This window comes from Paraburkholderia sp. D1E (genome assembly GCF_052682275.1).
Genome location: NZ_JBQYMB010000001.1, coordinates 5,013,516 through 5,038,391 on the forward strand (window position 1 = coordinate 5,013,516; position 24,876 = coordinate 5,038,391).

General features: G+C 61.7%; 23 protein-coding genes and 1 tRNA gene. 11 read left to right on the top strand and 13 right to left on the bottom strand.

Annotated elements, in window-relative coordinates; translation table 11 throughout:
• Positions 1 to 173: 173 nt before the first annotated feature.
• The 4 genes from secA (at position 174) to ACUN0E_RS22480 (ending at position 5,718) form a co-directional block, all read left to right on the top strand.
• Positions 174 to 2,984, top strand: coding sequence for a preprotein translocase subunit SecA (secA, locus tag ACUN0E_RS22465; RefSeq protein WP_445570503.1), 2,811 nt, complete (start codon positions 174 to 176; stop codon positions 2,982 to 2,984).
• A gap of 150 nt (positions 2,985 to 3,134) precedes the next feature.
• Complete coding sequence (gene argJ, locus ACUN0E_RS22470; protein WP_445567988.1) at positions 3,135 to 4,376, top strand: bifunctional glutamate N-acetyltransferase/amino-acid acetyltransferase ArgJ; 1,242 nt, start codon at positions 3,135 to 3,137, stop codon at positions 4,374 to 4,376.
• Positions 4,377 to 4,429: 53 nt separating this feature from the next.
• A complete protein-coding gene (locus ACUN0E_RS22475) occupies positions 4,430 to 5,299 on the top strand; it encodes an ATP-binding protein (RefSeq protein ID WP_408231197.1) in 870 nt (289 codons plus the stop codon).
• Positions 5,296 to 5,718, top strand: a complete 423-nt coding sequence (locus ACUN0E_RS22480; RefSeq protein WP_325046547.1) for an NUDIX domain-containing protein — start codon at positions 5,296 to 5,298, stop codon at positions 5,716 to 5,718. The genes ACUN0E_RS22475 and ACUN0E_RS22480 overlap by 4 nt, the downstream gene beginning before the upstream one ends.
• Positions 5,719 to 5,820: 102 nt before the next feature.
• Here the strand turns inward: ACUN0E_RS22480 and ACUN0E_RS22485 are convergent, their stop codons facing one another.
• The 9 genes from ACUN0E_RS22485 to ACUN0E_RS22525 all read right to left on the bottom strand — a co-directional run bounded on the left by ACUN0E_RS22485 (position 5,821) and on the right by ACUN0E_RS22525 (position 14,060).
• Entirely contained in the window at positions 5,821 to 6,018 is a 198-nt protein-coding gene (locus ACUN0E_RS22485) for a DNA gyrase inhibitor YacG (protein WP_445567989.1), read from the bottom strand.
• 114 nt (positions 6,019 to 6,132) lie between these two features.
• A complete protein-coding gene (zapD, locus tag ACUN0E_RS22490) occupies positions 6,133 to 6,888 on the bottom strand; it encodes a cell division protein ZapD (protein WP_325046545.1) in 756 nt (251 codons plus the stop codon).
• Between the two features lie 316 nt (positions 6,889 to 7,204).
• On the bottom strand, positions 7,205 to 7,807 hold the full coding sequence (gene coaE, locus ACUN0E_RS22495; protein ID WP_445567990.1) for a dephospho-CoA kinase: 603 nt from the start codon (positions 7,805 to 7,807) through the stop codon (positions 7,205 to 7,207).
• Positions 7,808 to 7,810: 3 nt separating this feature from the next.
• Positions 7,811 to 8,752 carry a prepilin peptidase gene (locus ACUN0E_RS22500; RefSeq protein WP_445567991.1) on the bottom strand — a complete coding sequence of 314 codons (942 nt, stop codon included), beginning with the start codon at positions 8,750 to 8,752 and terminating at the stop codon, positions 7,811 to 7,813.
• 28 nt (positions 8,753 to 8,780) lie between these two features.
• The gene (locus ACUN0E_RS22505; RefSeq protein ID WP_445567992.1) at positions 8,781 to 10,010 is read right to left on the bottom strand and encodes a type II secretion system F family protein; all 1,230 of its coding nucleotides are present in this window, start codon (positions 10,008 to 10,010) and stop codon (positions 8,781 to 8,783) included.
• Positions 10,007 to 11,314, bottom strand: coding sequence for a GspE/PulE family protein (locus ACUN0E_RS22510; protein ID WP_445567993.1), 1,308 nt, complete (start codon positions 11,312 to 11,314; stop codon positions 10,007 to 10,009). The genes ACUN0E_RS22505 and ACUN0E_RS22510 overlap by 4 nt, the downstream gene beginning before the upstream one ends.
• Before the next feature lie 130 nt (positions 11,315 to 11,444).
• The gene (locus ACUN0E_RS22515) at positions 11,445 to 12,749 is read right to left on the bottom strand and encodes an HlyC/CorC family transporter (RefSeq protein ID WP_408510459.1); all 1,305 of its coding nucleotides are present in this window, start codon (positions 12,747 to 12,749) and stop codon (positions 11,445 to 11,447) included.
• 203 nt (positions 12,750 to 12,952) lie between these two features.
• Positions 12,953 to 13,029: transfer RNA gene (locus tag ACUN0E_RS22520), tRNA-Pro, on the bottom strand.
• Between the two features lie 38 nt (positions 13,030 to 13,067).
• Positions 13,068 to 14,060 (bottom strand): polyprenyl synthetase family protein, encoded by a 993-nt coding sequence (locus tag ACUN0E_RS22525; protein ID WP_408231218.1) that lies wholly within the window; start codon positions 14,058 to 14,060, stop codon positions 13,068 to 13,070.
• Between the two features lie 238 nt (positions 14,061 to 14,298).
• Here ACUN0E_RS22525 and rplU point away from each other — a divergent pair, with 238 nt between their 5' ends.
• The 4 genes from rplU (at position 14,299) to proB (ending at position 17,454) form a co-directional block, all read left to right on the top strand.
• Positions 14,299 to 14,610 carry a 50S ribosomal protein L21 gene (gene rplU, locus ACUN0E_RS22530; RefSeq protein WP_007180329.1) on the top strand — a complete coding sequence of 104 codons (312 nt, stop codon included), beginning with the start codon at positions 14,299 to 14,301 and terminating at the stop codon, positions 14,608 to 14,610.
• A gap of 25 nt (positions 14,611 to 14,635) precedes the next feature.
• Positions 14,636 to 14,899 carry a 50S ribosomal protein L27 gene (gene rpmA, locus ACUN0E_RS22535; protein WP_007180330.1) on the top strand — a complete coding sequence of 88 codons (264 nt, stop codon included), beginning with the start codon at positions 14,636 to 14,638 and terminating at the stop codon, positions 14,897 to 14,899.
• Positions 14,900 to 15,140: 241 nt separating this feature from the next.
• Positions 15,141 to 16,262: an Obg family GTPase CgtA gene (cgtA, locus tag ACUN0E_RS22540; RefSeq protein ID WP_445567994.1), complete on the top strand. Its 1,122-nt coding sequence runs from the start codon at positions 15,141 to 15,143 to the stop codon at positions 16,260 to 16,262.
• A gap of 73 nt (positions 16,263 to 16,335) precedes the next feature.
• Positions 16,336 to 17,454, top strand: coding sequence for a glutamate 5-kinase (gene proB, locus ACUN0E_RS22545; RefSeq protein WP_408231224.1), 1,119 nt, complete (start codon positions 16,336 to 16,338; stop codon positions 17,452 to 17,454).
• A gap of 113 nt (positions 17,455 to 17,567) precedes the next feature.
• Here the strand turns inward: proB and ACUN0E_RS22550 are convergent, their stop codons facing one another.
• Positions 17,568 to 18,119, bottom strand: a complete 552-nt coding sequence (locus ACUN0E_RS22550) for a CNP1-like family protein (RefSeq protein ID WP_408231227.1) — start codon at positions 18,117 to 18,119, stop codon at positions 17,568 to 17,570.
• Positions 18,120 to 18,196: 77 nt separating this feature from the next.
• Positions 18,197 to 18,940 (bottom strand): RNA pyrophosphohydrolase, encoded by a 744-nt coding sequence (locus ACUN0E_RS22555; protein ID WP_408231230.1) that lies wholly within the window; start codon positions 18,938 to 18,940, stop codon positions 18,197 to 18,199.
• A 360-nt stretch (positions 18,941 to 19,300) separates the two neighbouring features.
• Here ACUN0E_RS22555 and ACUN0E_RS22560 point away from each other — a divergent pair, with 360 nt between their 5' ends.
• Together ACUN0E_RS22560 and ACUN0E_RS22565 are read left to right on the top strand one after the other, a co-directional pair.
• Positions 19,301 to 21,037, top strand: coding sequence for a proline--tRNA ligase (locus tag ACUN0E_RS22560; protein ID WP_445567995.1), 1,737 nt, complete (start codon positions 19,301 to 19,303; stop codon positions 21,035 to 21,037).
• A 12-nt stretch (positions 21,038 to 21,049) separates the two neighbouring features.
• Positions 21,050 to 21,649: a MarC family protein gene (locus tag ACUN0E_RS22565; RefSeq protein WP_408231236.1), complete on the top strand. Its 600-nt coding sequence runs from the start codon at positions 21,050 to 21,052 to the stop codon at positions 21,647 to 21,649.
• A 136-nt stretch (positions 21,650 to 21,785) separates the two neighbouring features.
• On the opposite strand, the gene ACUN0E_RS22570 is transcribed toward ACUN0E_RS22565, so the two are convergent.
• Both ACUN0E_RS22570 and ffh read right to left on the bottom strand, forming a co-directional pair.
• Entirely contained in the window at positions 21,786 to 22,337 is a 552-nt protein-coding gene (locus ACUN0E_RS22570; RefSeq protein ID WP_408231239.1) for a hypoxanthine-guanine phosphoribosyltransferase, read from the bottom strand.
• A gap of 170 nt (positions 22,338 to 22,507) precedes the next feature.
• Entirely contained in the window at positions 22,508 to 23,875 is a 1,368-nt protein-coding gene (ffh, locus tag ACUN0E_RS22575; RefSeq protein WP_408231242.1) for a signal recognition particle protein, read from the bottom strand.
• An 81-nt stretch (positions 23,876 to 23,956) separates the two neighbouring features.
• Here ffh and ACUN0E_RS22580 point away from each other — a divergent pair, with 81 nt between their 5' ends.
• Positions 23,957 to 24,874, top strand: a complete 918-nt coding sequence (locus ACUN0E_RS22580; protein WP_408231245.1) for a cytochrome C assembly family protein — start codon at positions 23,957 to 23,959, stop codon at positions 24,872 to 24,874.
• Positions 24,875 to 24,876 lie beyond the last annotated feature (2 nt).

Below are 24,876 nucleotides of genomic sequence, written 5' to 3' on the forward strand. Positions count from 1 at the left end.
TGTGCCTTGCCGCCGTCGCGCTGCTGACACAGGCGCGGGCGGGGGCGCGTGCTAAAATGCCCGATTCGAATTCACTCTTGGACTAAGCCGCCGAGGCCCTTCCGACCCCGGAGCGCACGTGCATGAACCGCACGCCGCGAACCAGCCGAAGCCGCGACGCAGACACCGATCCGATGACCACCGGTTTTCTACAGAAGATTTTTGGCAGCCGCAACCAGCGGCTAGTCAAGCAATATCAAAAGACCGTCACGGCGATCAATGCGCTCGAGCCGCAGATCGAGCAATTGACGGACGACCAACTGCGCGCCAAAACGGGTGAATTCCGCCAGCGTGTCGCGAGTGGCGAGTCGCTCGACAAGCTCCTGCCGGAAGCCTTCGCGGTGTGCCGCGAGGCCAGCAAGCGGGTGCTGAAAATGCGCCACTTCGACGTTCAGCTGATCGGCGGCATGGTCCTGCACTACGGCAAGATCGGCGAAATGCGTACCGGCGAAGGCAAGACGCTCGTCGCTACGTTGCCGGTGTACCTGAATGCGCTGTCCGGCCGCGGCGTGCACGTCGTCACGGTCAACGACTACCTGGCTCAGCGCGACGCGGAATGGATGGCGCGTCTGTACAACTTCCTCGGTCTGTCGGTCGGCATTAATCTGTCGCAGATGGATCATGGCGCGAAGCAGGAAGCGTACGCCGCTGACATTACCTACGGCACCAACAACGAATTCGGCTTCGATTACCTGCGCGACAACATGGTCTACGAGACCGACGCGCGCGTGCAGCGAGCCCTGAATTTCGCGGTGGTCGACGAGGTCGACTCGATCCTGATCGACGAAGCCCGCACCCCGCTGATCATCTCCGGCCAGGCCGAAGATCACACCGAACTCTACGTGCGCATGAATGCGCTGCCGCCGCTGCTCGAACGCCAGATCGGTGAAGAGAAGGCGGACGGCACCGGCGTCGAAAAGCCGGGCGACTACACGCTGGACGAGAAAGGCCGCCAGGTTTTCCTGACGGAATCGGGCCACGAAAAGGCCGAGCGCCTGCTCGGCGAATGGGGCCTGATCGGTGACGGCGAAAGCCTGTATGCGCCGCAGAACATCACGCTGATGCACCACGTGTATGCCGCACTGCGCGCGCACACGCTGTTCTTCAAGGATCAGCACTACGTCGTGCAGAACGGCGAAGTCGTGATCGTCGACGAATTCACCGGCCGTCTGATGTCGGGCCGCCGCTGGTCGGATGGCCTGCACCAGGCGGTTGAGGCGAAAGAACACGTCAAGATCCAGAGCGAGAACCAGACGCTCGCGTCGATCACGTTCCAGAACTACTTCCGTATGTACGCGAAGCTGTCCGGCATGACCGGCACGGCCGATACCGAAGCGTACGAATTCAACGAGATCTACGGTCTCGAAACGGTTGTGATCCCGACCAATCGTCCGCCGAAGAGGCTCGACAAGCAGGATCAGATCTACAAGACCGCCAAGGAACGCTACGACGCGGTGATTCGCGACATTCGCGATTGCTATGAGCGTGGTCAGCCGGTGCTGGTCGGTACGACGTCGATCGAAAACTCGGAACTGCTGTCGCATTTGCTGAAGCAGGCCGGGTTGCCGCACGAAGTGCTGAACGCCAAGCAGCACGCGCGTGAAGCTGAGATCGTCGCCGAAGCCGGCCGTCCGAAGCGGGTCACGATCGCCACGAACATGGCCGGTCGCGGTACCGACATCGTGCTCGGCGGCAATGCCGAAAAGCAGGCGTCGTTCCTCGAGTTGGATGAAACGCTTTCCGACGCTGAAAAGCAGACTCGTATCCAGAAGCTGCACGACGAATGGCAGGCGCTGCACGACCAGGTGAAGGCCGCGGGCGGTCTGCACATCATCGGCACCGAACGTCACGAATCGCGCCGGATCGATAACCAGCTGCGCGGCCGTGCCGGCCGTCAGGGCGACCCGGGTTCGTCACGCTTCTATCTGTCGCTGGAAGATCCACTGCTGCGCATTTTCGCGGGCGATCGCGTGCGCGCGATCATGGACCGCCTGAAAATGCCGGAAGGCGAGGCGATCGAGGCGGGCATCGTGTCGCGTTCGATCGAATCGGCGCAGCGCAAGGTTGAAGCGCGCAACTTCGACGTTCGCAAGCAATTGCTCGAATACGACGATGTGTCGAACGATCAGCGCAAGGTGATCTATCAGCAGCGCAATGAATTGCTCGAAGCGAACGACATCACCGAAACCATCGGCGCCATGCGTCATGGCGTGATCGCCGATATCGTTCACCAGTTTGTGCCGGCCGGCAGCATTGAAGAGCAGTGGGACGTGCCCGAGCTGGAAGAAGTGCTGCGCAACGAATGGCAGCTCGACCTCGCGATCCAGGAAATGATCAACGAGTCGAACTCGATCAGCGTGGACGAGATCCTCGAAGCTGTTGAAGCCGCCGCGGACGAAGCGTACGAATCGAAGGTCGAACAGGTCGGCCGCGAATCGTTTAGCGCGTTCGAACGTTCGATCATGCTGCAAACGCTGGACCGCAGCTGGCGCGAACATCTGGCCGCGCTCGATCACCTGCGCCAAGGCATCCATCTGCGCGGTTACGCGCAGAAGAATCCGAAGCAGGAATACAAGCGCGAGGCGTTCGAACTGTTCGCTGCGATGCTCGACGCCGTGAAGCTCGAAGTTACCCGCGTGGTGATGAACGTGCAGATCCAGTCGCCGGAACAGCTGGAACAGGCTGCCGAGCAGTACGAAGAGCAGGGCAGCCACCTCGAGAACGTCGAGTTCCGTCATGCCGAATTTGCCGAAGCGGCAGCAGCAGCGCCTGCCGCCGCGGAAGCGGCTACCGCCGCAATGATCGGCGACGCGATGAGCCACGGCTCCTCGCAAGCCCTCGCGTCGGACCCGAGCGCGGACAGCGTGCCGAAGGTCGGCCGCAACGACCCGTGCCCGTGCGGTAGCGGCAAGAAGTACAAGCAGTGCCACGGCAAGATCGCGTAATGCCGAAAGCGGCGCGCTCCGAGCGCGCCGTTTCGTTTTACACGGTGCTTTGCTGGTGATTTCGCGATGGTTCGGCAACACGCCCGAACCATCAGTTTTCGATCCCTCGATGCCGGCGCCTGCCGGCATTTTCTTCGACAGGTCGCGACCATGGCTGTCAATTTCCCCTCGATCGATCCCGCTCAACTCCGTCCCATCGCTGGCGTCACGCTAGGCTGGGCGGAGGCGAATATCCGCAAACCGAACCGCAAGGACGTGCGCGTAATTTCCGTCGGCGAAGGCGCAACGGTCGGCGGTGTGTTTACGCAGAACCGCTTTTGTGCGGCGCCCGTGACGGTGTGCCGCGAGAATCTGGAGCGCGTACGCGCCGGCGGCAAGCCGATTCGCGCGCTGGTGATCAACACCGGTAATGCAAACGCAGGCACCGGTGAGCTGGGTCTCGTGGCTGCGCGCGAAACCTGCGCCGAACTCGCGCGTCTCGCGGACATCACGCCGGAACAGGTTTTGCCGTTCTCAACAGGCGTAATTCTGGAGCCGTTGCCGGTCGATCGTTTGAAGGCAGGTCTGCCGGCTGCACTGGCGAACCGCAAGGAAGCCAACTGGTACGACGCCGCCCAGGCGATCATGACCACGGACACGCTGCCGAAAGCCACCTCGCGCCAGGTCACAATCGACGGCCACACCGTCACGCTCACCGGCATCAGCAAGGGCGCCGGCATGATCAAGCCGAACATGGCGACCATGCTCGGCTTCCTCGCGTTCGACGCTGCCGTCGCGCAACCGGTGCTCGACGCACTGGTCAAGCACGTGGCGGATCGCTCGTTCAACTGCATCACGATCGACGGGGATACGTCGACCAACGATTCTTTCATCCTGATCGCCTCGGGCAAATCGAGCCTGCCGGCGGTCACGTCCACCGATTCGCCCGCTTATGCAGCGTTGCGCGACGCGGTGACCGAAGTCGCTCAAACCCTCGCACAACTGATCGTGCGCGACGGCGAAGGCGCGACCAAATTTATGACCGTGCATGTCGAAGGCGGCTCGAGCGTCGGCGAATGCCGCCAGATCGCGTACGCGATCGGCCATTCGCCGCTCGTGAAGACGGCCTTCTATGCATCGGACCCGAATCTCGGCCGCATTCTCGCGGCCATCGGCTATGCCGGCGTGGACGATCTCGACGTCGGCAAGATCGATCTGTATCTGGACGACGTGCTGGTCGCCACTGCCGGCGGCCGCAATCCGGCCTACCGTGAGGAAGACGGCCAGCGCGTCATGAAGAAGAGCGAGATCGGCATTCGCGTCGTACTCGGCCGCGGCAATGCGCAAGCCACGATCTGGACTTGCGATCTGTCGCACGACTACGTGAGCATCAACGCCGACTATCGCTCGTAACCAGGTTCCTAATTAGGGTTTTTACGCGGCATCTGGCCGCTTACCTCACAGCCATGGACAAACTCGAACAGTTTCTGACCCGGGCCGAAGCCGTGCTCGTCCGCCTCGAAGCGATGCTTCCGCCCGCTGCACCGGAGATCGACTGGTCGGCAGCGGTTGCTTTTCGCTGGCGCAAGCGCCAGGGGCGCGGCTATTTGCAGCCGGTTCCGGCCATCTCGTCGATCACGCTCGACGACCTGCAAAACATCGATCGCCAGAAAGGCCTGATCGAGCAGAACACCCGTCAATTCGTACACAAGCAGCCGGCCAATAACGTGCTGTTGACGGGCGCGCGCGGCACTGGCAAGTCGTCGCTGATCAAGGCTTGCCTGAACGCCTATGCGAAAGACGGCCTGCGCCTGATCGAAGTGGATAAAGACGATTTGCATGATCTCGGCGACATCGTCGATCTGATCGCGCAGCGGCCGGAGCGCTTTGTGGTGTTCTGCGACGACCTGTCGTTCGAAGACGGTGAGTCGGGCTACAAAGCGCTGAAGGTTGCGCTGGACGGCTCGATCGCTGCGCAGTCGGACAACGTGCTGATTTACGCAACGTCCAACCGCCGCCATCTGTTGCCGGAGTACATGAGCGACAACGAGACGTACAAGCACACGTCCGACGGCGAGATTCATCCGGGTGAACTGGTTGAAGAAAAGATCTCACTGTCCGAGCGCTTCGGGTTATGGGTCAGTTTCTATCCGTTCAAGCAGGACGACTACCTGTCGATCATCGGCCACTGGCTGCGCCATTTCGGCTGCGACGACGCGGAAGTCGAGGCGGCGCGCGGCGATGCACTGGTGTGGGCGCTGGAGCGCGGTTCGCGCTCCGGGCGTGTCGCATGGCAATTCGCTCGCGACTGGTCCGGCCGGAAGACCCCCGTATGAGTGACGCGCAGAAGAACGCGGCAGGCCGCCCGGTGACTGAAGTCGCCGTTGGCGTGCTGATTCAGCCGGACGGACGTTATCTGCTGGCGCAGCGCCCGGCAGGCAAGCCGTACGAAGGGTACTGGGAGTTTCCGGGCGGCAAGCTGGAGGCGGGCGAGTCGGTCGAGGCCGCACTAGCCCGCGAACTGCACGAGGAACTGGGTATCGACGTCAGGGCGAGCCATCTTTGGCACACGCTCGAACACGATTACCCGCATGCGTACGTGCGGCTGTTCTTCTGCAAGGTGACGGAGTGGACCGGCGAGCCGCACGGCCGCGAAGGCCAGGCATTTGTCTGGCAGATGCTGCCGGCTGACGTCTCACCGTTATTGCCGGCGACGATTCCCGTGCTGGAATGGCTCGCGGCCGAGAAAAACTAGAAAAATGGCGAGTGGTTGCAAGCGGCGCTGCGTGAGCGGCGTCGCCTCGCGCGACTGCAGCACGCTTTTGCGTGCCTCTACAGTTGTGCAGTGCACTGGCGCTCAGTGCGGGTTGTAACCCTCACCAGGCGAGTCATCCGGTGGCGTTTCTTCCTCCGTGCCGCCTATCTTGTACTTTTCAGCGGCCCAGGCGCCAAGGTCGGTCTGCTTGCAGCGGTCTGAGCAGAACGGGCGGAAGCGGTTTTCAGGGGTCCAGCGGACATCCTTCCCACAAGTGGGGCATTTGACGACAGTAGGCATACGGTCAGGCAGTCGATCGGAAACGGAACAAGTAATGAATATAGGGGCATTGTTCGCCGCTTTAAAGGCGCGGCCCCGCGATTCGTCTCTACGAGACGGCCGTTAAAGGCTGGCTTACAGGCTGCAAAGCGTGAGTTGGAACGGCACGTCGACATCCACCGCGCGCGGCCGCAAATCGCCGTCCTGCACCGTGAACCGCACCCAGAGCATGTATTTGTTAGCGCTGGCCTCTGGAATCACCCGCAATTCAGGCGTCACCCGTACCTGCATCAACTGGTATGAGCGGCCTGACAGCATCTGCTGATAGCTGCCTTGCATCGCCATGACCTTGGACGCCTGACCGGATTCGCGCGCGAGGCGCAGCACGATTGTTGCCGCATCGCGCAACGGCAGCAGCGGAGTGACCCATTTGGCGATGTCCTGACGGCGCTGATCCGGATGAATCTGCTGCCACGCGTAGTACGAAGGCAAATCGAACTTGCAGGTGCCACCTGGGATGATCGCGCGGCTGCGGATGCTGGCGAGCCACTCGTTGTCTGCCAGATGCTGGCCGGTCTTGCCCTGCATCTGTGAAAGCCCTGACAGGGTCTGCTCGATTTCTCCCAGCACCGCCTCCAGCGCATTCTGCTCGATGCCCGGATTGCCCCGGAACGGCGCCAGGGTTTGCCGTTGGCGTTCGAGTTCCTTCATCAGATCGGACTTCAGATCCGCGCGACCGGCAACGTCTGAGATTTCGAACAATGTTGTCAGTGCGACGTGATGTTCCCTGGCGTCTTCCTGGGTCAGAAAGAACGTGAAGCGCTCGAACAGATCTTCGAGGCGCAATAGCGTCCGGATTCGCTCGTTGAAGGGATACTCGTAAAGGATCAAGCGGGCTCGCCTCGGGCGTGGTCGGTGACAGGAATGCAGAACATTCTAATGCCGTGAGACTACCCTAGCAATCACGCACTTTTTCAGCGCCCATTCACAACTTTTTTCACGTGTTTTGGACGGTTTTCTGCATGCTTCGGCTCGTGTGCCGCAGCAAAGTTCAACGGATGGGCACGAGACGTGGTGCGCATGACTGCATGTGCCGTTCGTGAGGTGCTTATACGGTGCTTACGTGGCGCGCATGTGTCGGGTCAGGGTGCATCATCGAACGCTCACCGGCGGAGATGCCGCTCTGCAAACCGCGTTCCGTGCGTTTTCACGCGCCCGCTAGCGACAGATAGACGCGGTGCTGTGCATCGACGTGCGTCTTGAGCGCGTCGAGCGGCACGTTGTCATTGTTGATTACGTCGTCGGCCGCGGCGAGGCGTGCTTCGCGCGTTGCCTGGCGGGCGATGATTGCCAGCACCTGTTCACGACTGAACCCGTTGCGACTCATCACGCGCGAGATTTGGGTCTCGACGCTGCAATCGACCGTCAGCACGCGATTCACGCGAGTCTTCCAGTTCCCCGACTCGACGAGCAGCGGTACCACGACGATTACGTATGGCCCTTGCGCCTCACGCTGTTCGCGCTCGGTCTCCGCGCGAATCAACGGATGCGTGATGCTTTCAAGGCGTTTGCGCGCGCCGTCCTCGCTGAACACCAGCGTGCGCATGCGGGCGCGGTCGAGCGAGCCGTCTGCGGCCACGAATGAGTCGCCGAACTCCGCGGCGATCTGCGGCATCGCAATCCCATGCGGCGCCGTAATGCGGTGCGCGATCAGGTCCGTGTCGACAAGTGGTACGCCGTGCGCGGCGAACAGGTCGGCCACGGTCGATTTGCCGCTGCCGATGCCGCCGGTCAATCCCACAGCAAACATGCGTTAGCCTCCCAACGCCAGATAAAGCGGTGTGCCGAGAAATAGCGTAACAGCACCGCCCGCTGCGAGAAATGGCCCGAATGGCAGCGGCTCCTCGAAGCGCATGCGGCCGCGCCACGTCGCCGCGAGACCGACCACCGCACCGGCGACCGCTGCGATCAGCACGATCTGCGGCAGCGCAGCCCAGCCGAGCCAGGCGCCAAGCGCAGCCAGCAGTTTGAAGTCACCATAACCCATACCTTCAACGCCACGCACCAGCCGGAACAGCCAATGCACGCCCCACAGCACCAGATAGCCGAAGATCGCGCCCAGCACGGCATCGTGGAGACTTGCGAACATACCATTGAAGTTGACGATGAGGCCCGCCCACAAAAGCGGCAGCGTCATGGAGTCAGGAAGCAGATGGGTGTCGATGTCGATCGCGCTCATTGCAAGCAATGCGGCGCATAGTCCGAAGGCGGCGAGTGCCATGCCGGTCGGTCCGTACAGCGCGAGTGCCCCTGTCGCAAAGCCGGCGCAGGTGATTTCGAGCAGCGGATAGCGCAGGCTTATGCGTGTCTTGCATGCGGAGCAGCGTCCGCGCAACAGCAGATAGCTCAGCACCGGCAGGTTCTCCCACGCGCTGAGCACATGGCCGCAGTGAGGGCACGCGCTACGCGGCGCCCACAGGTTGTAGCGGGCGGGCAAACCGTCGTTTTCGAGCGGTTCTTCGGTGGCTTCGCTGACCTCCTCGCGCCATGCACGCTCCAGCATGATCGGCACCCTGTGCACGACCACGTTCAGGAAGCTGCCGATCACCAGACCGACTACGATCGCGAATGCGATCTGCAGACCGCTGGGCAAGCTGCCAAAGGCGAGGCCGAGACTGGTCGCGAAGTGGCCCGGCAGCAGGTCCGAAAGCAGGCTGGAAGAAGTATCTGACACGAGCGGAATGGTGGCCTGCATAGATAAAGGGTGGGATTCGGCTGCGATGCTACACCACGTTGCCGAGTTGAATAATGGGAAGATACATCGCGATCACGAGTCCGCCGACCAGCGTACCCAGCACGATAATGACAAGCGGCTCGCACAGGCTTGAGAGCGTGCTGATCTTTTCGTCTACCTGACGGTCGGCGAGCGAGGCTACATCGATCAGCATTGTGTCGAGTGCTCCGGACTCCTCGGCAACCGCAACCGGCTGCACGACCTCCTGCGGAAAGCAGTGCGCCGCGCGCATGGCTGCGGCGAGCCGTTCGCCGCGCCGCAGCCTGGCGGCAATTTCCACGGTGGCGCGATCAAAGAAAGCGTTGCCGGTGGCGTGAGTCAGTGAATCAAACGCGTCTGCAAGCGGTGTGCCGGCCGACAGCAAGGTGCCGAGCGCGCGGCTCCAGCGCGCCGCGCACAAGGTGCGCAGCAATGGACCGGCGACCGGCATTGTCAGTGATAAGCGCGCGAGCCGGATGCGCGCCGCTTCGGAACGTCGTTGCAGAAACGTCACAGCCGAACCTGCTGCGAAAATCATGATGATCAGGGGAATGCTCCATCGCGCGGCACCTGCCGACAAAGCCAGCACGAACTGCGTCGGCGCGGGCAGTTTCGCGCCGAAGCCGTCGAAGATCTGCTTGAAGGTCGGTACGACCCACACCAGCAGTGCCGCGGTGATTGCGACTGCAAGCAACAGGATCGCGACTGGATAGGTCAGCGCCGCGCGGACCTTGGCGCGCTGTGCGGCAGCGCGTTCGCGGTCGTCGGCGATACGGGCGAGGATCGCCGCCAGCGCGCCCGCCGCCTCGCCGACTTCGACAAGCTGGCAATAGAATGCGTTGAACTGTGCAGGATGCCGCTGCAATGCCGCCGAAAAGCGCAGGCCGCTCGTGATATCGCGTGCCAGCACGCCGACGATCCGTGGCATGCCTTGCCGGCGCGAACTCTGCGCTTGTGCCAGCAGTTCCAGTGAAGGTGCGAGCGGCAAACCGGCGCGTAGCAGACTGGCAAGTTGACGGGTGAACACGGTGACGTCGGTGGTGCGGGTTTGGGGACGCGGGGCCGGTCCGCGCGCCGTGAGTTCGACGATGAATAGTTTGTCGCGCTTGAGTATGGCTCGCGCGGTGCTTACGTCCGGCGCAATGAGGGCACCGGCTTTTCGTATGCCGTCACTATTGACGCCGCGCCATTTGAAACGCATCTCGGTCGCTGGCGGTGGATGAATCGTCGCGGTGCTCATGCGACCTCGGTGGTTGCCAGCGCTTCGGCGAGGCTTGTAGTGCCGTCGCGCACACGCGCCAAGGCTGCGTTGCGCAAGGTGGCGACCTGTTCAGTTTGCGCGAGCCGAGCCAGTTCATGGGTGCCTGCGCGCGCCACGATCAACTCGCGCATCGCGTCGGACACAGGCATCACCTGATGAACCCCGACCCGGCCCCGGTAGCCGATGCCGTGGCATGCAGCGCAACCGGCGGCGCCAAAGGGTTGCCAGCAGCCGAGCTGATCGGCGGCGAAGCCCGCTGCTCGCAGCGCCGCCGCCGATTGCGGCGCGGGTACGCGACACGCTACGCAAAGCCGCCGCACGAGCCGTTGTGCCGTCACCATCCTTAGTGCGGCGGCCAGGTTATATGGCTCGACGCCGATGTCGATCAGGCGCGCGACGGCAGCAGGCGCGTCATTCGTGTGCAAGGTTGACAGGACGAGGTGGCCGGTCTGCGCGGCCTTCACGGCAACATCGGCGGTTTCGTCGTCGCGGATCTCGCCAACCATGATCACATCGGGGTCCTGGCGGAGAAACGCACGCAGCGCTATCGCGAATGTCAGGCCGGCTTTTTCGCGCACGCTCACCTGATTGATACCCGCCAATTGGATTTCCGCCGGATCCTCCACCGAGCACAGATTGCGCGCCTCATCGTTGAGCATGTGCAGGAAGCAGTACAGCGACAGCGTCTTGCCGCTACCGGTAGGGCCGGTGACGAGCACGAGGCCGTGCGGTGCGCGAATCGCGGTATCGACTGCTTCACGTTGTCGAGGATCGAGGCCGAGCGAGTCGAGCGAAAGATCGGTGGGCAGTGCGTCGAGCCTGCGCAACACCAGCTTTTCACCGAACAGTGTAGGCAGCGAGTTGACGCGATAGTCTTCGACGCGGCCGGGCGAGGTGGCAATACGCAGCCGCCCGTCCTGCGGCACGCGCCGCTCGGCGATATCCATGCGCGCGAGCACCTTCACGCGAGTGATGAACGCGTCGCGCAGATGCGCCGGGGGCTGCGGGATTTCATGCAGTACGCCGTCGATGCGCAAACGCACGCGCCAGCCATGCTCCGCGGGTTCGATGTGCAGGTCCGATGCATTGCGGCGGGTTGCCTCCTGCAACGTGTCCGTTAGCAGGCGTACGGCAGGCGCATTATCGGAATCGGAGAGACTCGAGTTGAGATTGGCACTGACGCTGGCGTCGGCCGCGAAGGCGTTGTGCCTGGGTTTGGCTGCGCTTTCGCTATCGACAGCGACAGGCCGCAACGACGCCGCGCGTTGAAAAGAATCTTGCATGGGAGACCGGTGATGAGCCGCCTGTAGAACACGACGACTCCATCATCCAGTAAGGCCACTCACACCACCATTCAGCCGATCGGCTAATGGCGCGCGCCGTGTCTATATGCGATGCTGCAGCGCATAAGTCTTAGCCGCGTGCAGTTTTGGTGGCTTTCGCACCCGCCCGAGTGGGTGGTTTGAACAGCTTGACGGTGCGAATCGCCTGGTCGTCGCTACGCATCACTTCGAGTTTCATCTCGCCGATCTGCACGCACACGTCGCCATCGGGAATCTCTTCGAGGATCTCGAGAATCAGCCCGTTGAGCGTTTTCGGTCCGTCGGTCGGCAGCGTGAGATGCAGCCAGCGGTTCAGCTCGCGTAGCGGCATGCTGCCCGCAACGATACATTCGCCGCTCTCGTTCCAGCCGCCGCGCGAATTGGCGCTACGCGGAATCGACGTGGTGAATTCACCGATCAGCTCTTCGATGATGTCTTCCGGCGTGACCAGCCCTTGCAACTCGCCGTATTCGTTCACAACCAGCGCCGTGCGGTGACGGCTCTCCTGGAAGTACTGTAGTTGCTGGAATACCGGTGTACCGGTCGGCACGAAATACGGCTCGGCCAGCAATTCGCGCAGCGTCTCGCGCTCCAGTTCCTGGTTATGCAGGGCAGCCAGTGTTTTGCGCACGTGCAGCACGCCGAGCACGCGGTCGATGTCGCCTTGATAGACGATCAGTTTGTTGTGGTAACAGGTTTCCAGCTGATGCAGGATCTGTTCGAACGGCGCGTCGAAGTCGAGTGCTTCAATGCGGCGGCGCGGGATCATCACGTCGTCGACAGAGATGTTCTCGAGGTCGAACAGGTTCAACAGAATGCTGCGGTGCTTGGTCGGCATGAAGCTGCCTGATTCGAGCACGATGGTGCGCAACTCTTCAGTGGAAAGCCGTTGATCGTGCGCGCCTTTGGTATTGATATGCAGCACTCGCAAGATGGCGTTCGCGAACAGATTGACGAACCAGACGAGCGGCTTGCCGATACGCATCATCGGTGCGATCAGCAGGCTGGCCGGCAGCGCGATCTTCTCCGGGAACGTCGCGCCGACAATTTTCGGCGTGATTTCCGCAAACACGATAATCAGAAACGCGACGATGCCGGTCGCAATCGACAGCACGACGTTATTGCGGCCGAACGTATGCAGCGCGATCGACGTGGTGAGCACCGGAATGATCGTGTTGAAGAGATTGTTGCCGATCAGGACCACGCTCAACAGTTGGTCGGTGTGCGCCAGAAGACCCTGAGTAGTCTTCGCGCCGAGCGCATTCTGATTGGCAAGATGTTTCAGGCGATGGCGGTTGATCGCCATCATCGCCGTTTCGGAAATCGAAAAGAAGCTGGAGCAGATAAGCAGCAGAAAGATGGCGCCGATCTGCGCCCATAAGGGAAGTTGTTCCACGCGTAGCGAAGGATAGGGGACAGGATGGAGAGAATATAGCAGAGGGGGCCGTGCGAACCGGTTGTGCGGACGGTCCAAGACGCTTAAGGCAAATCACACGGAACGGCAAGGCACTGGCCAGGCGCAAAAAACTGCGACCCAAAACAAAAAAACCGCCAAGCAAGCTGGGCGGTTTTTCGGGCCTTGAGCGAACAAGGCAAATCTGGTCGGGGTGAGAGGATTCGAACCTCCGGCCTCTACGTCCCGAACGTAGCGCTCTACCAGGCTAAGCTACACCCCGATTCATACTGCTGGACTCCTACGGTGTTTCAGTCTCGTTTAAGACTGTCTTGCCGTCGAGTAAGAACATAATTCTAGCAGGCTATCTTTGAAAATGGAATCCGGAAATGAAGAAATTGCTGCAGCTGCGGCGAGAGCTTCCTGCTTCGCGCATTCGAGTGTGTGGTCTAGTGCGCCGGAGCGCGTGATCGCTTCGAAAATCGTGTCGAAACGATCTGTGCCGCCTTGCTCGATGGCTTCCCGCGCGAGCGCCGACTGCTCCGGCGTGCCGCGTTCAATCAGATAGATCAACGGGAGCGTGGGCTTGCCTTCGCGCAGATCGTCGCCGGCATTCTTGCCCATGGATTCAGCCGTGCCCGTGTAGTCGAGCCAGTCGTCCATGATCTGGAACGCGGTGCCGATGCGGCGGCCGAATTCCGCCGCGGCGGCTTCGGTTTTTGCATCTGAACCGGCCAGCACCGCGCCGAGCTGGGCGGCAGCTTCGAACAGCTTGGCGGTTTTGTAGCGGATGACCTGCATGTAGCGCGCTTCGTCCACGTCGGCGTCGTGCATATTCAGCAGTTGCAGGACTTCGCCCTCGGAGATGATGTTGGTCGCCTCCGACAGGATTTCCATCACCCGCATCTTGCCCACGCCGACCATCATCTGGAACGAGCGCGAGTACAGGAAGTCGCCGACCAGGACGCTCGCGGCGTTGCCGAACAGCGCATTGGCAGTCTGGCGGCCACGCCGCAGATCGGATTCATCGACCACGTCGTCGTGCAGCAGCGTGGCCGTGTGGATGAATTCCACTACCGCGGCCAGTTCGTGCCGGTGCCCGGTGGTTTCGCCCAGCGCACCCGCCACCAGCAGCAGCAGCGCGGGCCGCAGCCGTTTGCCCCCGGCGCTGATGATGTACTCGGAGATCTGATTGATCAGCATCACTTCGGATGCCAGACGGTGCCGTATGACGCGATTGACCTGCTGCATGTCTTCGGCGATCGGAGCAAGCAGGCTGGCGGCGTTGGAGGAGGGGGTGGCAGTCGACGACATGATGGCTGAATTGGGTAGTGCCGCGAATTATAAGGCGAATCGCGACAGTTCCGGGTCGCTGGCTGCGGCACGGCACGACGGAGGTAGCGGCCGGACCGCTGCCGGGGCTGGACGGCAAGGCCCCGGGCGGTGCGCGTGGCGCCTCTCAATGAGTTTTGACCGAGCAGCTAACTCTATGTATAATCACGGGTTTCCGCGCGCGGTGCGTGGGAAAAATGAACACAGAGTGAGGTTCTCAATGTACGCGGTCATAAAAACCGGTGGCAAGCAGTATAAAGTTGCCGTCGGCGAAAAACTTAAAGTAGAACAGATACCGGCAGACATTGACGCTGAAATCACGCTCGACCAGGTTCTCGCAGTGGGCGAAGGCGAATCGATTAAGTTCGGTACGCCGCTGGTCAGTGGGGCTTCCGTCAAGGCTACCGTCGTGTCGCAAGGTCGTCACGCAAAAGTGACCATCTTCAAGATGCGTCGCCGGAAGCACTACCAGAAGCATGGCGGCCACCGCCAGAACTATACCGAACTGCGCATCGACGCGATCAACGCGTAAGCGCAACGGTTAAGGAGCAAATCAAATGGCACACAAAAAGGCAGGCGGATCATCCCGCAACGGCCGCGACTCTGAATCGAAGCGTCTCGGCGTCAAGGTTTACGGCGGTCAGGCCATCAACGCTGGCGGCATCATCGTTCGCCAACGTGGCACGCGCATGCACCCGGGCGAAAACGTCGGTATCGGCAAGGATCACACCTTGTTCGCGCTGACGGACGGCCACGTCAATTTCTCGACGAAGGGCGCAGCGAAGAAGCACATGGTCAACGTCGTCCCGGCAGCAGTCTGAGTTTAATCAGGCACGGGCTTCAGGACCGGAAAAAGGCCCCGCGAAGTTCGCGGGGCCTTTTTTATTGCAGCATCTTTTTGCTGGCTGAAATTGGCGATTCTGTGGATCGGATTGCCATGCGCTGGCAAGGCTAGCCGTTTGGCTGATTGCTCACCGCACGGCGGGCGCGGCAAAATAGCAACATCTGAAAGCATCAACCCAGCAGCACCATCTAGCAGCACATCACGGGACGGAGTTACGCATGAAGTTCATTGACGAAGCGAGGATTGAAGTCATCGCCGGCGACGGAGGGGATGGCAGCGCGTCGATGCGCCGCGAGAAATTCGTTCCGTTCGGCGGTCCGGATGGCGGCGACGGCGGCCGGGGCGGCAGCGTGATCGCGGTCGCGGACCGCAACATCAACACGCTGATCGACTACCGCTACGCGAAAAAACATTTGGCGCGCAACGGCGAAAACGGCCGCGGCGCGGACTGCTACGGCAAGGGTGGCGACGATATCACGCTGCGCATGCCGGTCGGCACGACCATCAGCGATATGGAAACCGGCGAGCTGATCGCCGATTTGACCGAGCACAACCAGAGCGTGCAGATCGCACAAGGCGGCGCAGGCGGTCTCGGTAACCTGCATTTCAAATCCAGCACGAACCGTGCGCCGCGTCAGAAAACCGACGGCAAGCCCGGCGAGCGCCGCATGGTGCGCCTCGAATTGAAGGTGCTGGCCGACGTCGGTCTGCTCGGCATGCCGAACGCCGGCAAGTCGACCTTCATCTCGTCGGTGTCGAATGCGCGGCCGAAAATCGCGGATTACCCGTTCACGACGCTCGCGCCCAATCTCGGCGTGGTGCGTGTCGGGCCGAGTCGCAGCTTCGTGATTGCCGACATTCCTGGCCTGATCGAAGGCGCGGCAGAAGGCGCCGGCCTCGGTCACCAGTTTCTGCGTCACCTGCAGCGTACCGGTCTGCTGCTGCATATCGTTGACCTGGCGCCGTTCGACGAAGCTGTCGATCCGGTTGCGGAAGCCAAGGCGATCGTCAACGAACTGCGCAAGTACGACGAACTGCTCTATGAGAAGCCGCGCTGGCTGGTGCTCAACAAGCTTGATATGGTGCCCGAAGACGAGCGCGAAGCGCGCGTGTCGGCATTCATCGAAGGCTACGGCTGGGAGGGTCCGGTGTTCGAAATCTCGGCGCTGACCGGTCAGGGTTGCGAGAGTCTTTGTTACGCGGTGTATGACCACATCGCCGCGCATTCAGACGCGCAGCGCGCAGCTGAAGCCGAAGATCTCGCCGCTGATGTGCGTTTCCGCGAGAAACCGGAAGCACCGGCCGCTGCTCCGGACGACTCCGGCGTCGACCCGCAGTAATAGCAAGCCTGAGCGCCGGCGTCCGTGAGGGCTGCCGGCATGCATCACGCGTCATCTTGGGAGACCGCGCACAATGCGTTCCGTCATCGCAGATTCACGGCGATTGGTAGTGAAAGTCGGCTCGAGCCTCGTCACTAATGACGGGCGCGGCCTCGATCATGCAGCAATCGGCCGCTGGGCCGCTCAGATTGCCGCACTGCGCGCGCAAGGCAAGGAAGTGGTGCTGGTTAGTTCGGGCGCCATTGCCGAAGGCATGCAGCGGCTTGGCTGGACCAAGCGGCCACGCGAAATCGACGAATTGCAGGCGGCCGCGGCTGTTGGTCAGATGGGCCTTGCGCAAGTCTACGAAAGCCGCTTTGCTGAGCATTCGATCCAGACCGCGCAGATTCTGCTGACTCACGCCGATCTTGCCGACCGCGAACGCTATCTGAACGCTCGCTCCACGTTACTGACGCTGCTGCGTCTGGGCGTCGTGCCGATCATCAACGAGAACGACACAGTCGTTACTGACGAAATCAAGTTCGGCGACAACGACACGCTGGGAGCATTGGTCGCGAATCTGATCGAAGGCGACGCGCTCGTCATCCTCACCGATCAGCAAGGGCTGTTTACCGCCGACCCACGCAAGGACCCGAACGCAACGCTGGTTCAGCAGGCCGATGCCGGTGCGCCCGAGCTCGAAGCAATGGCGGGTGGCGCGGGTTCAAGCTTGGGCCGTGGCGGCATGCTGACCAAGATTCTCGCCGCCAAACGCGCGGCGCACAGCGGCGCCAATACGGTGATCGCGAGCGGACGTGAAGCGGACGTATTGTCGCGGCTGGCCTCGGGCGAAGCGATCGGCACGCAGTTGATCGCGCGCACGGCACGCATCGCGGCGCGCAAGCAATGGATGGCCGATCACCTGCAGGTGCGCGGCCACGTGGTGATCGACGACGGTGCAGTCGAAAAACTGACCGAAGGCGGTAAGAGCTTGCTGCCGATCGGCATTGTCGGTGTGCAAGGCGCGTTTGCGCGCGGCGAAGTAATCGCTTGCCTGAGTGCGGCGGGCCGTGAAGTAGCGCGTGGCCTGACGAACTACAGCAGCGCGGAAACCAAGCTGATCCAGCGGCGTCCGAGTGGTGAGATTGAATCGGTGCTCGGCTATATGCTGGAGCCTGAGGTGATCCACCGCGACAATCTTGTGCTGGTCTGATTTCCCGGCAAGATACATGCGACAGACAAAAAAGCCGTTTCAGTGTGAGCTGGAACGGCTTTTTCACGTCCGCGGCGGCTTTTCAGATTCGAAGTACGCCCGCGAAAACTGGCTTAGTGAACCAGCGAAGTCTGCGTGCGCTTGTAGCGGATGTTCTCAACAATCTGCTTCGCGGTGGCCGTGGGCATCTTGTTCGCGCAGAAATAATCCTGATACAGCGCTGCCTGATAGGCGTTCAGCGCACCGTTCTCGATGCGCCTGAAGTCGTTGGCGACGGTTTGGTCCCAGCCGTCGTGATCGGCGTTCAGCCCCGCGTACTGGCGCCATTCATACGTGTCGCAGCGAATTCCTTCGTAGTTCACGTTGCGCGCGCCGCTTGGGCTCGTTACGACAACGGTGTAACGCACCACGCCGTCGGTGCCGACGCTCAGCGAATTTCTATCGATCGCGAACTGCAACGGCGTGTTGCCGGAGACCTCGAAAGGAAGAAGATTCGAGTCTTGCGGCAGTGGCGGCAAGGTGTCCACTTTGTTTTCCACCCAGTTGGTCGGCCGGTCCAGCAGGTAGGCGAACGCGCTGTCGTCTTTATTGGAGGGTTTGCTGGCGCAACCAGCCAGCAGGGCGCCGGTGGCGACGCACGCCACGACGAGAGCAAGTGCTTTCAATATGGTTTCCTCGAAACACTGGCGCGGCTCATTGAGCCGCGCCAGAGAGAGGCGGCGTGGACAGCCGCACAGAGTTGTTAATTGCGTACGCCAGGACGGAACAACGAGCCGGCGGTTTCGCGATCCGATTCGTCTTCGCGTTCCGACGCGGAGCCAACCTCGGCTACCGCCCCGGAGCCCGGACCGCAATCAGACACGATCGTCGTGTGAATCGACGTTTCGATGCTGAGGGTGGTCACCGAGGCGGTGACCGTCATCATTGTCGAATCCGGCGGACTTTCCATTGACGACGCTATCCGGGGATAACGCGGCCCATGGTGCCCGCCAGGTTTTTCCGCACGCGGCGCAGCCCGGCGCATGAAACGGGATAGCTCCGTCAGCGCCAACTGATACACATCCCGCTTGAACTCGATCACACAGTCGAGTGGCACCCAGTACTCGTTCCAGCGCCACGCATCGAACTCAGGGTGGTCGGTGGCGCGCAAGCAGATGTCGCAATCGCGTCCAACCATCCGGAGTAAAAACCAGATTTGTTTCTGGCCGCGGTAATGACCGCGTACTTCGCGCTTGATGAACTTGTCAGGCACCTCGTAACGCAACCAGTCGCGCGTGCGACCAATCACCTTGACGTGCTCAGGATGCAGCCCGGTTTCTTCGTGTAACTCCCGATACATCGCTTGCACGGGGGTCTCTCCGTACTTGATGCCCCCTTGCGGAAACTGCCAGGAATGTTCACGGAGCCGTTTGCCCCAAAACACCTCGTTGTGTGCGTTCAAGAGGATGATGCCGACGTTCGGGCGAAAGCCTTCACGATCCAGCATACAACCACCTTCGAATCCTTTAAAATTGCTTTGATTATAAACAGATAACGGACCCGACGCACCGAATCGCACCAGATTGGAACGATTCGCCGCAAAAGGCCCGCGTTTGCGGTAGCCTGTCAGTCTTTCCGTGCCTTATCCCTTGCTGCAAAGGCTTTGCGCGGTGGCTTCGGGGCCCCGGGCGGGCCGGTTTTGCGCGGGTTTTGCCTGGTATGTGCAGGGCGTTTGCCGGGGCTTGGCCAGACCTTGGCCGGGTGTTCGGCGAGTCCGTGCCGGCTCCAAGCCGGGTCTGTGTCGGTTTCCCCACCGTTTTCACCTTTCGGGCGGTCCCTCCGGAGCCGCCGCTTTTGGAAAATCTGAATGAAAGCTTCCCGTTTCTTTATCGGCACGCTGAAAGAAGCGCCCGCCGACGCCGAGATCGTCAGCCACAAGCTCATGGTGCGCGCCGGCATGATCCGCCGCGTCGCCGGCGGTATCTATAACTACCTGCCGGTCGGCCTGCGTTCGATTCGCAAGGTGGAAGCCATCGTGCGCGAAGAAATGAACCGGGCAGGCGGGATCGAGTTGTTGATGCCGTCGGTGCAGCCGGCGGAGCTGTGGCAGGAATCGGGCCGTTGGGAAAAATACGGTCCCGAACTGCTGCGCTTCAAGGATCGCAAACAATCCGATTTCGTGTTCGGACCGACCCACGAAGAAGTGGTAACAGACATCGCGCGCGGCCAGATCAAGAGCTATCGCCAATTGCCGGTGAACTTCTACCAGATCCAGACGAAGTTCCGCGACGAGATCCGTCCGCGTTTCGGCTTGATGCGTGGCCGCGAGTTCATCATGAAAGACGCCTACTCGTTCGACAAAGACGTGGAAGGCCTGCGCGAGTCGTATCGCAAGATGTACGACGCGTACGTGCGTATCTTCACGCGCCTTGGTCTGGATTTCCGTGCAGTGGCAGCGGACAACGGTTCGATCGGCGGCAGCGGTTCACATGAATTCCACGTGATCGCCGACACTGGCGAAGACGCGATCGCCTATTGCCCGACCTCGGATTTCGCAGCGAACGTCGAAGCGGCTGAAGCGTTGCCGCTCTACAAGGAACGCGCGGCGCCGGTCGAAGAAATGAAGAAGACGGCAACGCCGGGCAAGGCGAAGTGTGAAGCCGTTGCCGAGCTGCTGAACATTCCGCTCGAGCGCACCATCAAGTCGATCGTCCTCGCCACCGAAAACGAAGGCGCGGAGCCGACCATCTGGTTGCTGATGCTGCGTGGCGATCATGATCTGAACGAGATCAAGGCGAGCAAGCTGCCGGGCCTCGCAGAATTCCGCATGGCCACCGAGGCCGAGATCATCGAGACCTTCGGCACGCCGCCGGGTTACCTCGGTCCGATCAACACGAAGAAGCCGGTCAAGGTCGTTGCGGATCGCACGGTCGCGAACATGAGCGACTTCGTGGTTGGCGCGAACGAGGTGGATTACCACATCACCGGCGTGAACTGGGGCCGCGATCTGCCGGAGCCGGTCATCGCCGATATCCGCAATGTGAAGAAGGGCGATCCGTCGCCGGACGGCAAGGGCGTGCTCGACATCTGCCGTGGCATCGAGGTCGGCCACGTGTTCCAGCTCGGCACAAAGTATTCGGAAGCGATGAACGCGATGTGTCTCGACGAGACCGGCAAGCCGCGGCAGATGGAAATGGGCTGCTATGGCATCGGCATCACGCGTATTCTGGGCGCGGCGATCGAACAGAATTTCGACGACAAGGGCATCATCTGGCCGGAATCGATCGCGCCGTTTGAAGTCGTGCTGTGCCCGATGGGTTATGACCGTAGCGAAGCTGTGCGCGAACAGGCCGACAAGCTGTACGCGGAGTTGGTCGAAGCGGGCATCGACGTGATCCTCGACGACCGTGGTGAGCGTCCGGGCGTGATGTTCGCCGACTGGGAGCTGATCGGTGTGCCGCATCGTCTGGTGATCGGCGATCGTGGTCTCAAGGACGGCAAGCTCGAGTATCAAGGCCGCCGCGATGCTGAAGCGACGCTGCTGCCGGTCGAAGACGCCGCGCAAACCGTGATTGGCAAAGTTCGCGCCGCGTTGGCGCAGTAAGCGGAGCGGACTGTGGAGTACACCTTCCTGTCCGCGACGATCCTGCTGATTCTGATCACCGACCCGCTCGGCAACATTCCGCTCTTTATCAGTTGCCTGCGGGGCGTGTCGCCGAAGCGGCGCACGATCGTCATTCTCCGTGAGGTGGCGATCGCCTTCGCGATCCTGCTGGTCTTCATGGTGGTCGGCGACGGCTTCCTGCGGATGATGAGCCTGACCGATCAGTCGTTGCGCATCGGTGGCGGGATCGTGTTGTTTCTGATCGCGCTCAGAATGGTGTTCCCGCATCCAGACGGTCCGTTCGGTGGCGACACGCGGGGTGGCGAGCCGCTCATCGTGCCGCTGGCCATTCCTGCGCTGGCGGGCCCGTCGGCGCTCGCTACGGTGATGCTGCTGACATCACAGGCGCCCGGCAAGATGTACGAATGGATCGGTGCGCTGACCGTCACGATGGTTGTCTGCGCGATCGTGCTGATGCTGGCGGAGCGCATTCAGGCGTGGCTTGGCGAGCGCACCATGATGGCGTTCGAACGGCTGATGGGATTGGTGCTGGTGGCGATCTCAGTCGAAATGATGCTCGGCGGTATCCGCTCTTTCGTGCATCAACTTTGAGCGATATCTGGTGCGGGATTCAACAGGGCAGCGGAGCAGTGCGATCAGCAAGCCTGATAAACAAAAAAGCGGCCCGTGGGTCGCTTTTTTTACGTCGACGCCGCGCCTCAAATGGCGCTGTTACAGCAACCAGGCTTTAGGCACCCTCGGTCAACGCCCGAATGGTCGGCAGGTTGCGCCAGTAGCCCTTGGCGTCCATTCCACAACCGAACACGTAGCGGTCCGGCACTTCAAAGCCACAGTAATCCGGATGCAGCGGCTTCGCCTTCGGAATGATCTTCTCGCACAGCACCGCGCTCAGGAAACGCTTCGCGCCCATCGCAAGAATGCGGTCGCGGATCGCGGCCATCGTTTCGCCTTCGTCGAGGATGTCGTCGAGCACCAGCACGACGCGATCCTTCACCGACTCAGCCGGCGCCACGCGCCACTGCATCTCGCTGCCGCCCTTGGTGGTGTTGCGGTAGCGGGTCAGATGGATGTAGTCGAACTCGAGCGGGAAATCGAGGTGGGGCAGCAGCATGCCGGTGAACACCGCCGCGCCGCCCATTACCGACAGCACGAGCGGGAAGTCCTCGCTCATCTCATTGCGGATGGCGGCAGCCATGCCGCTGATCGACGCATTGACGTCGTCGGCCGAAACGATTTCTTCGGAGTGGCTAAAAATGTGGAGAGCTTCTTCGCGGTTCATGACGTCTGACGGGCGGTAACTGTATACATAGTGTGGGTGAGAACGCCCCGAAGGAAGTCCCCTTGGGGACGGCGGCGTGCGGTACAGAATAAACCCGCACCAATCCGGAGTCAGCCACGCGTGCCTTTGTTCATGCACAGAAGCACGCGCGCCGCCGTCTTTGCTAAAGCTTAGCGCATGCCGGGCATCATGCCCTTCATGCCGCGCATCATCTTCTGCAAATTGCCGCCCTTCAGCTTCTTCATCATCGTGCGCATCTGGTCGTACTGATTCAGCATGCGGTTGACTTCCTGCACCTGCACGCCTGCGCCGGCGGCAATGCGGCGCTTGCGGGTGGCCTTGATCAGATCGGGCTTGGCGCGCTCCAGGGGCGTCATGGAATTGATGATGCCTTCCATGCGGCGCATCTGCGATTCGGCCATGCCCATATTGGCGCCGGCCGCGGCCTGCTGGAACTGCGCGGGCAGTTTGTCCATGAGCGACGACAGGCCGCCCATGCTCTTCATCTGCGTTAGCTGCGCGCGGAAATCGTTGAGGTCGAAGTCGCCGCCCTTCTTGACCTTGTCAGCTAGCTTCTGCGCGGCTTGTACGTCGACGCCCTTCTGTGCTTCTTCGACGAGGGCGAGAATGTCGCCCATGCCGAGAATCCGGTTCGCCATGCGATCCGGGTAGAAAATTTCGAGCCCGTCGAGCTTTTCGGCGACGCCGACGAATTTGATCGGTTTGCCTGTCACGTGACGCACGGACAGCGCAGCACCGCCACGCGAATCGCCGTCGAGCTTGGTGAGGACGACGCCGGTGAGCGGCAATGCGTCGCTAAAGGCTTTCGCGGTGTTGACCGCATCCTGACCCAGCATCGCGTCGACGACGAACAGCGTTTCCGCCGGTTTCAGTTCGCTGTGCAACGCGGTGATTTCCTGCATCATCGCTTCGTCGATACCCAGACGGCCGGCCGTATCGACCAGCAGCACGTCGTGGTAGTGGCGCTTGGCCCAATCCACCGCGGCGCGCGCGATATCCACCGGTTTCTGATCCGGCTCCGACGGGAAGAAGTCCGCGCCGACCTGCTCGGTCACCATCTTCAACTGCGCAATAGCGGCCGGGCGGTAAACGTCGCACGAAACGGTCAGGACCTTCTTTTTGTACTTTTCGCGCAGGAGCTTGGCGAGCTTGCCGACCGTGGTCGTCTTACCGGCGCCTTGCAGACCCGCCATCAGGATGACGGCCGGCGGCGTGACGGCGAGATTCAACTCGACCGCCTTGCCTTCATAGTCGCCGCCGATGATCGCGGTCAGCTCGCGCTGCACCACGCCGACCAGCGCCTGTCCCGGCGACAAGCTGCTGATGACCTCTTCGCCAAGCGCTTTTTCCTTCACTTTGGCGATGAACTCGCGCACGACGGGCAGCGCCACGTCCGCCTCGAGAAGCGCGAGGCGCACCTCGCGCAGCATTTCCTGGGTGTTCGCCTCGGTGAGCCGGGCTTCGCCGCGCAGCGTCTTGACGACGCGCGCCATCCGTTGAGTCAGATTGTCGAGCATGGGGAGCGATGAACAGTGCGGCCGGAGCGGGGCGCGAAGTGGAAGACGTCGCGGAGCAGGGGCCTAGTGTAAACTTCGAATATGGATATTGTACTGTATGCCCTCACTGCGCTCCTCTACGGCGGTCTCGCCGTGGCCGGCTGGCGCTCGCACCGGCACGCCGCGTTGCGCCCCATGCTCGAGAGCGTGCCGGCGGTGCCCGTCGCCGCGAGCGTTTCGGCCGCCTCGGGTATGAGCACGTCGGGCCGCGCGCTGCTGTTTGTCGCGCTGCTCGCGCACGGCGTGCTGCTGCATACCACCATCTTTCCCCAGAACGCGATGGTGTTCGGTTTCGCGTTCGCGCTGTCGGCCATGTTCTGGCTTGGCGCCGGCATCTACTGGATCGAGAGTTTTTTCTTTCCGCTCGACGGCCTTCGCTTGCTGGTGTTGCCGCTGGCCTGCGTCGCTTCTCTATTACCGCTGGCGTTCAACGGCGTGCGCGTACTGCCGTATTCGGCCGCGCCGATGTTCAAGCTGCACTTCCTGATCGCCAATATCGCGTACGGTTTGTTCGCGATCGCGGCACTGCACGCGATTCTGATGCTGCTGGTCGAACGGCGTCTGCACGCGATGCGCGGCGGTGTGTCGCAACGGAACGCGGCTGCGGCGGGCAACGGCTGGCTGTCGAGCTGGCTCGACACGCTGCCGCCGTTGCTGACTTTGGAAAAGCTGCTGTTCCGTCTGATCGGCGCCGGCTTCGTACTGCTCACGCTGACGCTGCTCTCGGGCATCATGTTCAGCGAGCAACTGGTCGACCGCGCGTTGCGGCTCGATCACAAGACCGTTTTCGCGATTCTTTCCTGGGTGATGTTTGGCGCGCTGCTGACTGCGCGCAAGGTTTCCGGCTGGCGCGGCCGTGCGGCATTGCGCTGGGTGCTGGCGTCGTTCGTCGCGCTGCTGCTGGCGTACGTCGGCAGCCGTTTTGTATTCGAGGTGCTGTTGCACCGTGCTGTAGTGTGAGT

What these genes read in the sequence shown, in the direction of transcription:
- secA (WP_445570503.1), top strand. Translation starts at nt 174, where the DNA reads ATGACCACCGGTTTTCTACAGAAGATTTTTGGCAGCCGCAACCAGCGG.
- argJ (WP_445567988.1), top strand. Translation starts at nt 3,135, where the DNA reads ATGGCTGTCAATTTCCCCTCGATCGATCCCGCTCAACTCCGTCCCATC.
- ACUN0E_RS22475 (WP_408231197.1), top strand. Translation starts at nt 4,430, where the DNA reads ATGGACAAACTCGAACAGTTTCTGACCCGGGCCGAAGCCGTGCTCGTC.
- ACUN0E_RS22480 (WP_325046547.1), top strand. Translation starts at nt 5,296, where the DNA reads ATGAGTGACGCGCAGAAGAACGCGGCAGGCCGCCCGGTGACTGAAGTC.
- ACUN0E_RS22485 (WP_445567989.1), bottom strand. Translation starts at nt 6,018, where the DNA reads ATGCCTACTGTCGTCAAATGCCCCACTTGTGGGAAGGATGTCCGCTGG.
- coaE (WP_445567990.1), bottom strand. Translation starts at nt 7,807, where the DNA reads ATGTTTGCTGTGGGATTGACCGGCGGCATCGGCAGCGGCAAATCGACC.
- ACUN0E_RS22500 (WP_445567991.1), bottom strand. Translation starts at nt 8,752, where the DNA reads ATGCAGGCCACCATTCCGCTCGTGTCAGATACTTCTTCCAGCCTGCTT.
- ACUN0E_RS22505 (WP_445567992.1), bottom strand. Translation starts at nt 10,010, where the DNA reads ATGAGCACCGCGACGATTCATCCACCGCCAGCGACCGAGATGCGTTTC.
- ACUN0E_RS22510 (WP_445567993.1), bottom strand. Translation starts at nt 11,314, where the DNA reads ATGCAAGATTCTTTTCAACGCGCGGCGTCGTTGCGGCCTGTCGCTGTC.
- ACUN0E_RS22525 (WP_408231218.1), bottom strand. Translation starts at nt 14,060, where the DNA reads ATGTCGTCGACTGCCACCCCCTCCTCCAACGCCGCCAGCCTGCTTGCT.
- rplU (WP_007180329.1), top strand. Translation starts at nt 14,299, where the DNA reads ATGTACGCGGTCATAAAAACCGGTGGCAAGCAGTATAAAGTTGCCGTC.
- rpmA (WP_007180330.1), top strand. Translation starts at nt 14,636, where the DNA reads ATGGCACACAAAAAGGCAGGCGGATCATCCCGCAACGGCCGCGACTCT.
- cgtA (WP_445567994.1), top strand. Translation starts at nt 15,141, where the DNA reads ATGAAGTTCATTGACGAAGCGAGGATTGAAGTCATCGCCGGCGACGGA.
- proB (WP_408231224.1), top strand. Translation starts at nt 16,336, where the DNA reads ATGCGTTCCGTCATCGCAGATTCACGGCGATTGGTAGTGAAAGTCGGC.
- ACUN0E_RS22555 (WP_408231230.1), bottom strand. Translation starts at nt 18,940, where the DNA reads ATGCTGGATCGTGAAGGCTTTCGCCCGAACGTCGGCATCATCCTCTTG.
- ACUN0E_RS22560 (WP_445567995.1), top strand. Translation starts at nt 19,301, where the DNA reads ATGAAAGCTTCCCGTTTCTTTATCGGCACGCTGAAAGAAGCGCCCGCC.
- ACUN0E_RS22570 (WP_408231239.1), bottom strand. Translation starts at nt 22,337, where the DNA reads ATGAACCGCGAAGAAGCTCTCCACATTTTTAGCCACTCCGAAGAAATC.
- ffh (WP_408231242.1), bottom strand. Translation starts at nt 23,875, where the DNA reads ATGCTCGACAATCTGACTCAACGGATGGCGCGCGTCGTCAAGACGCTG.
- ACUN0E_RS22580 (WP_408231245.1), top strand. Translation starts at nt 23,957, where the DNA reads ATGGATATTGTACTGTATGCCCTCACTGCGCTCCTCTACGGCGGTCTC.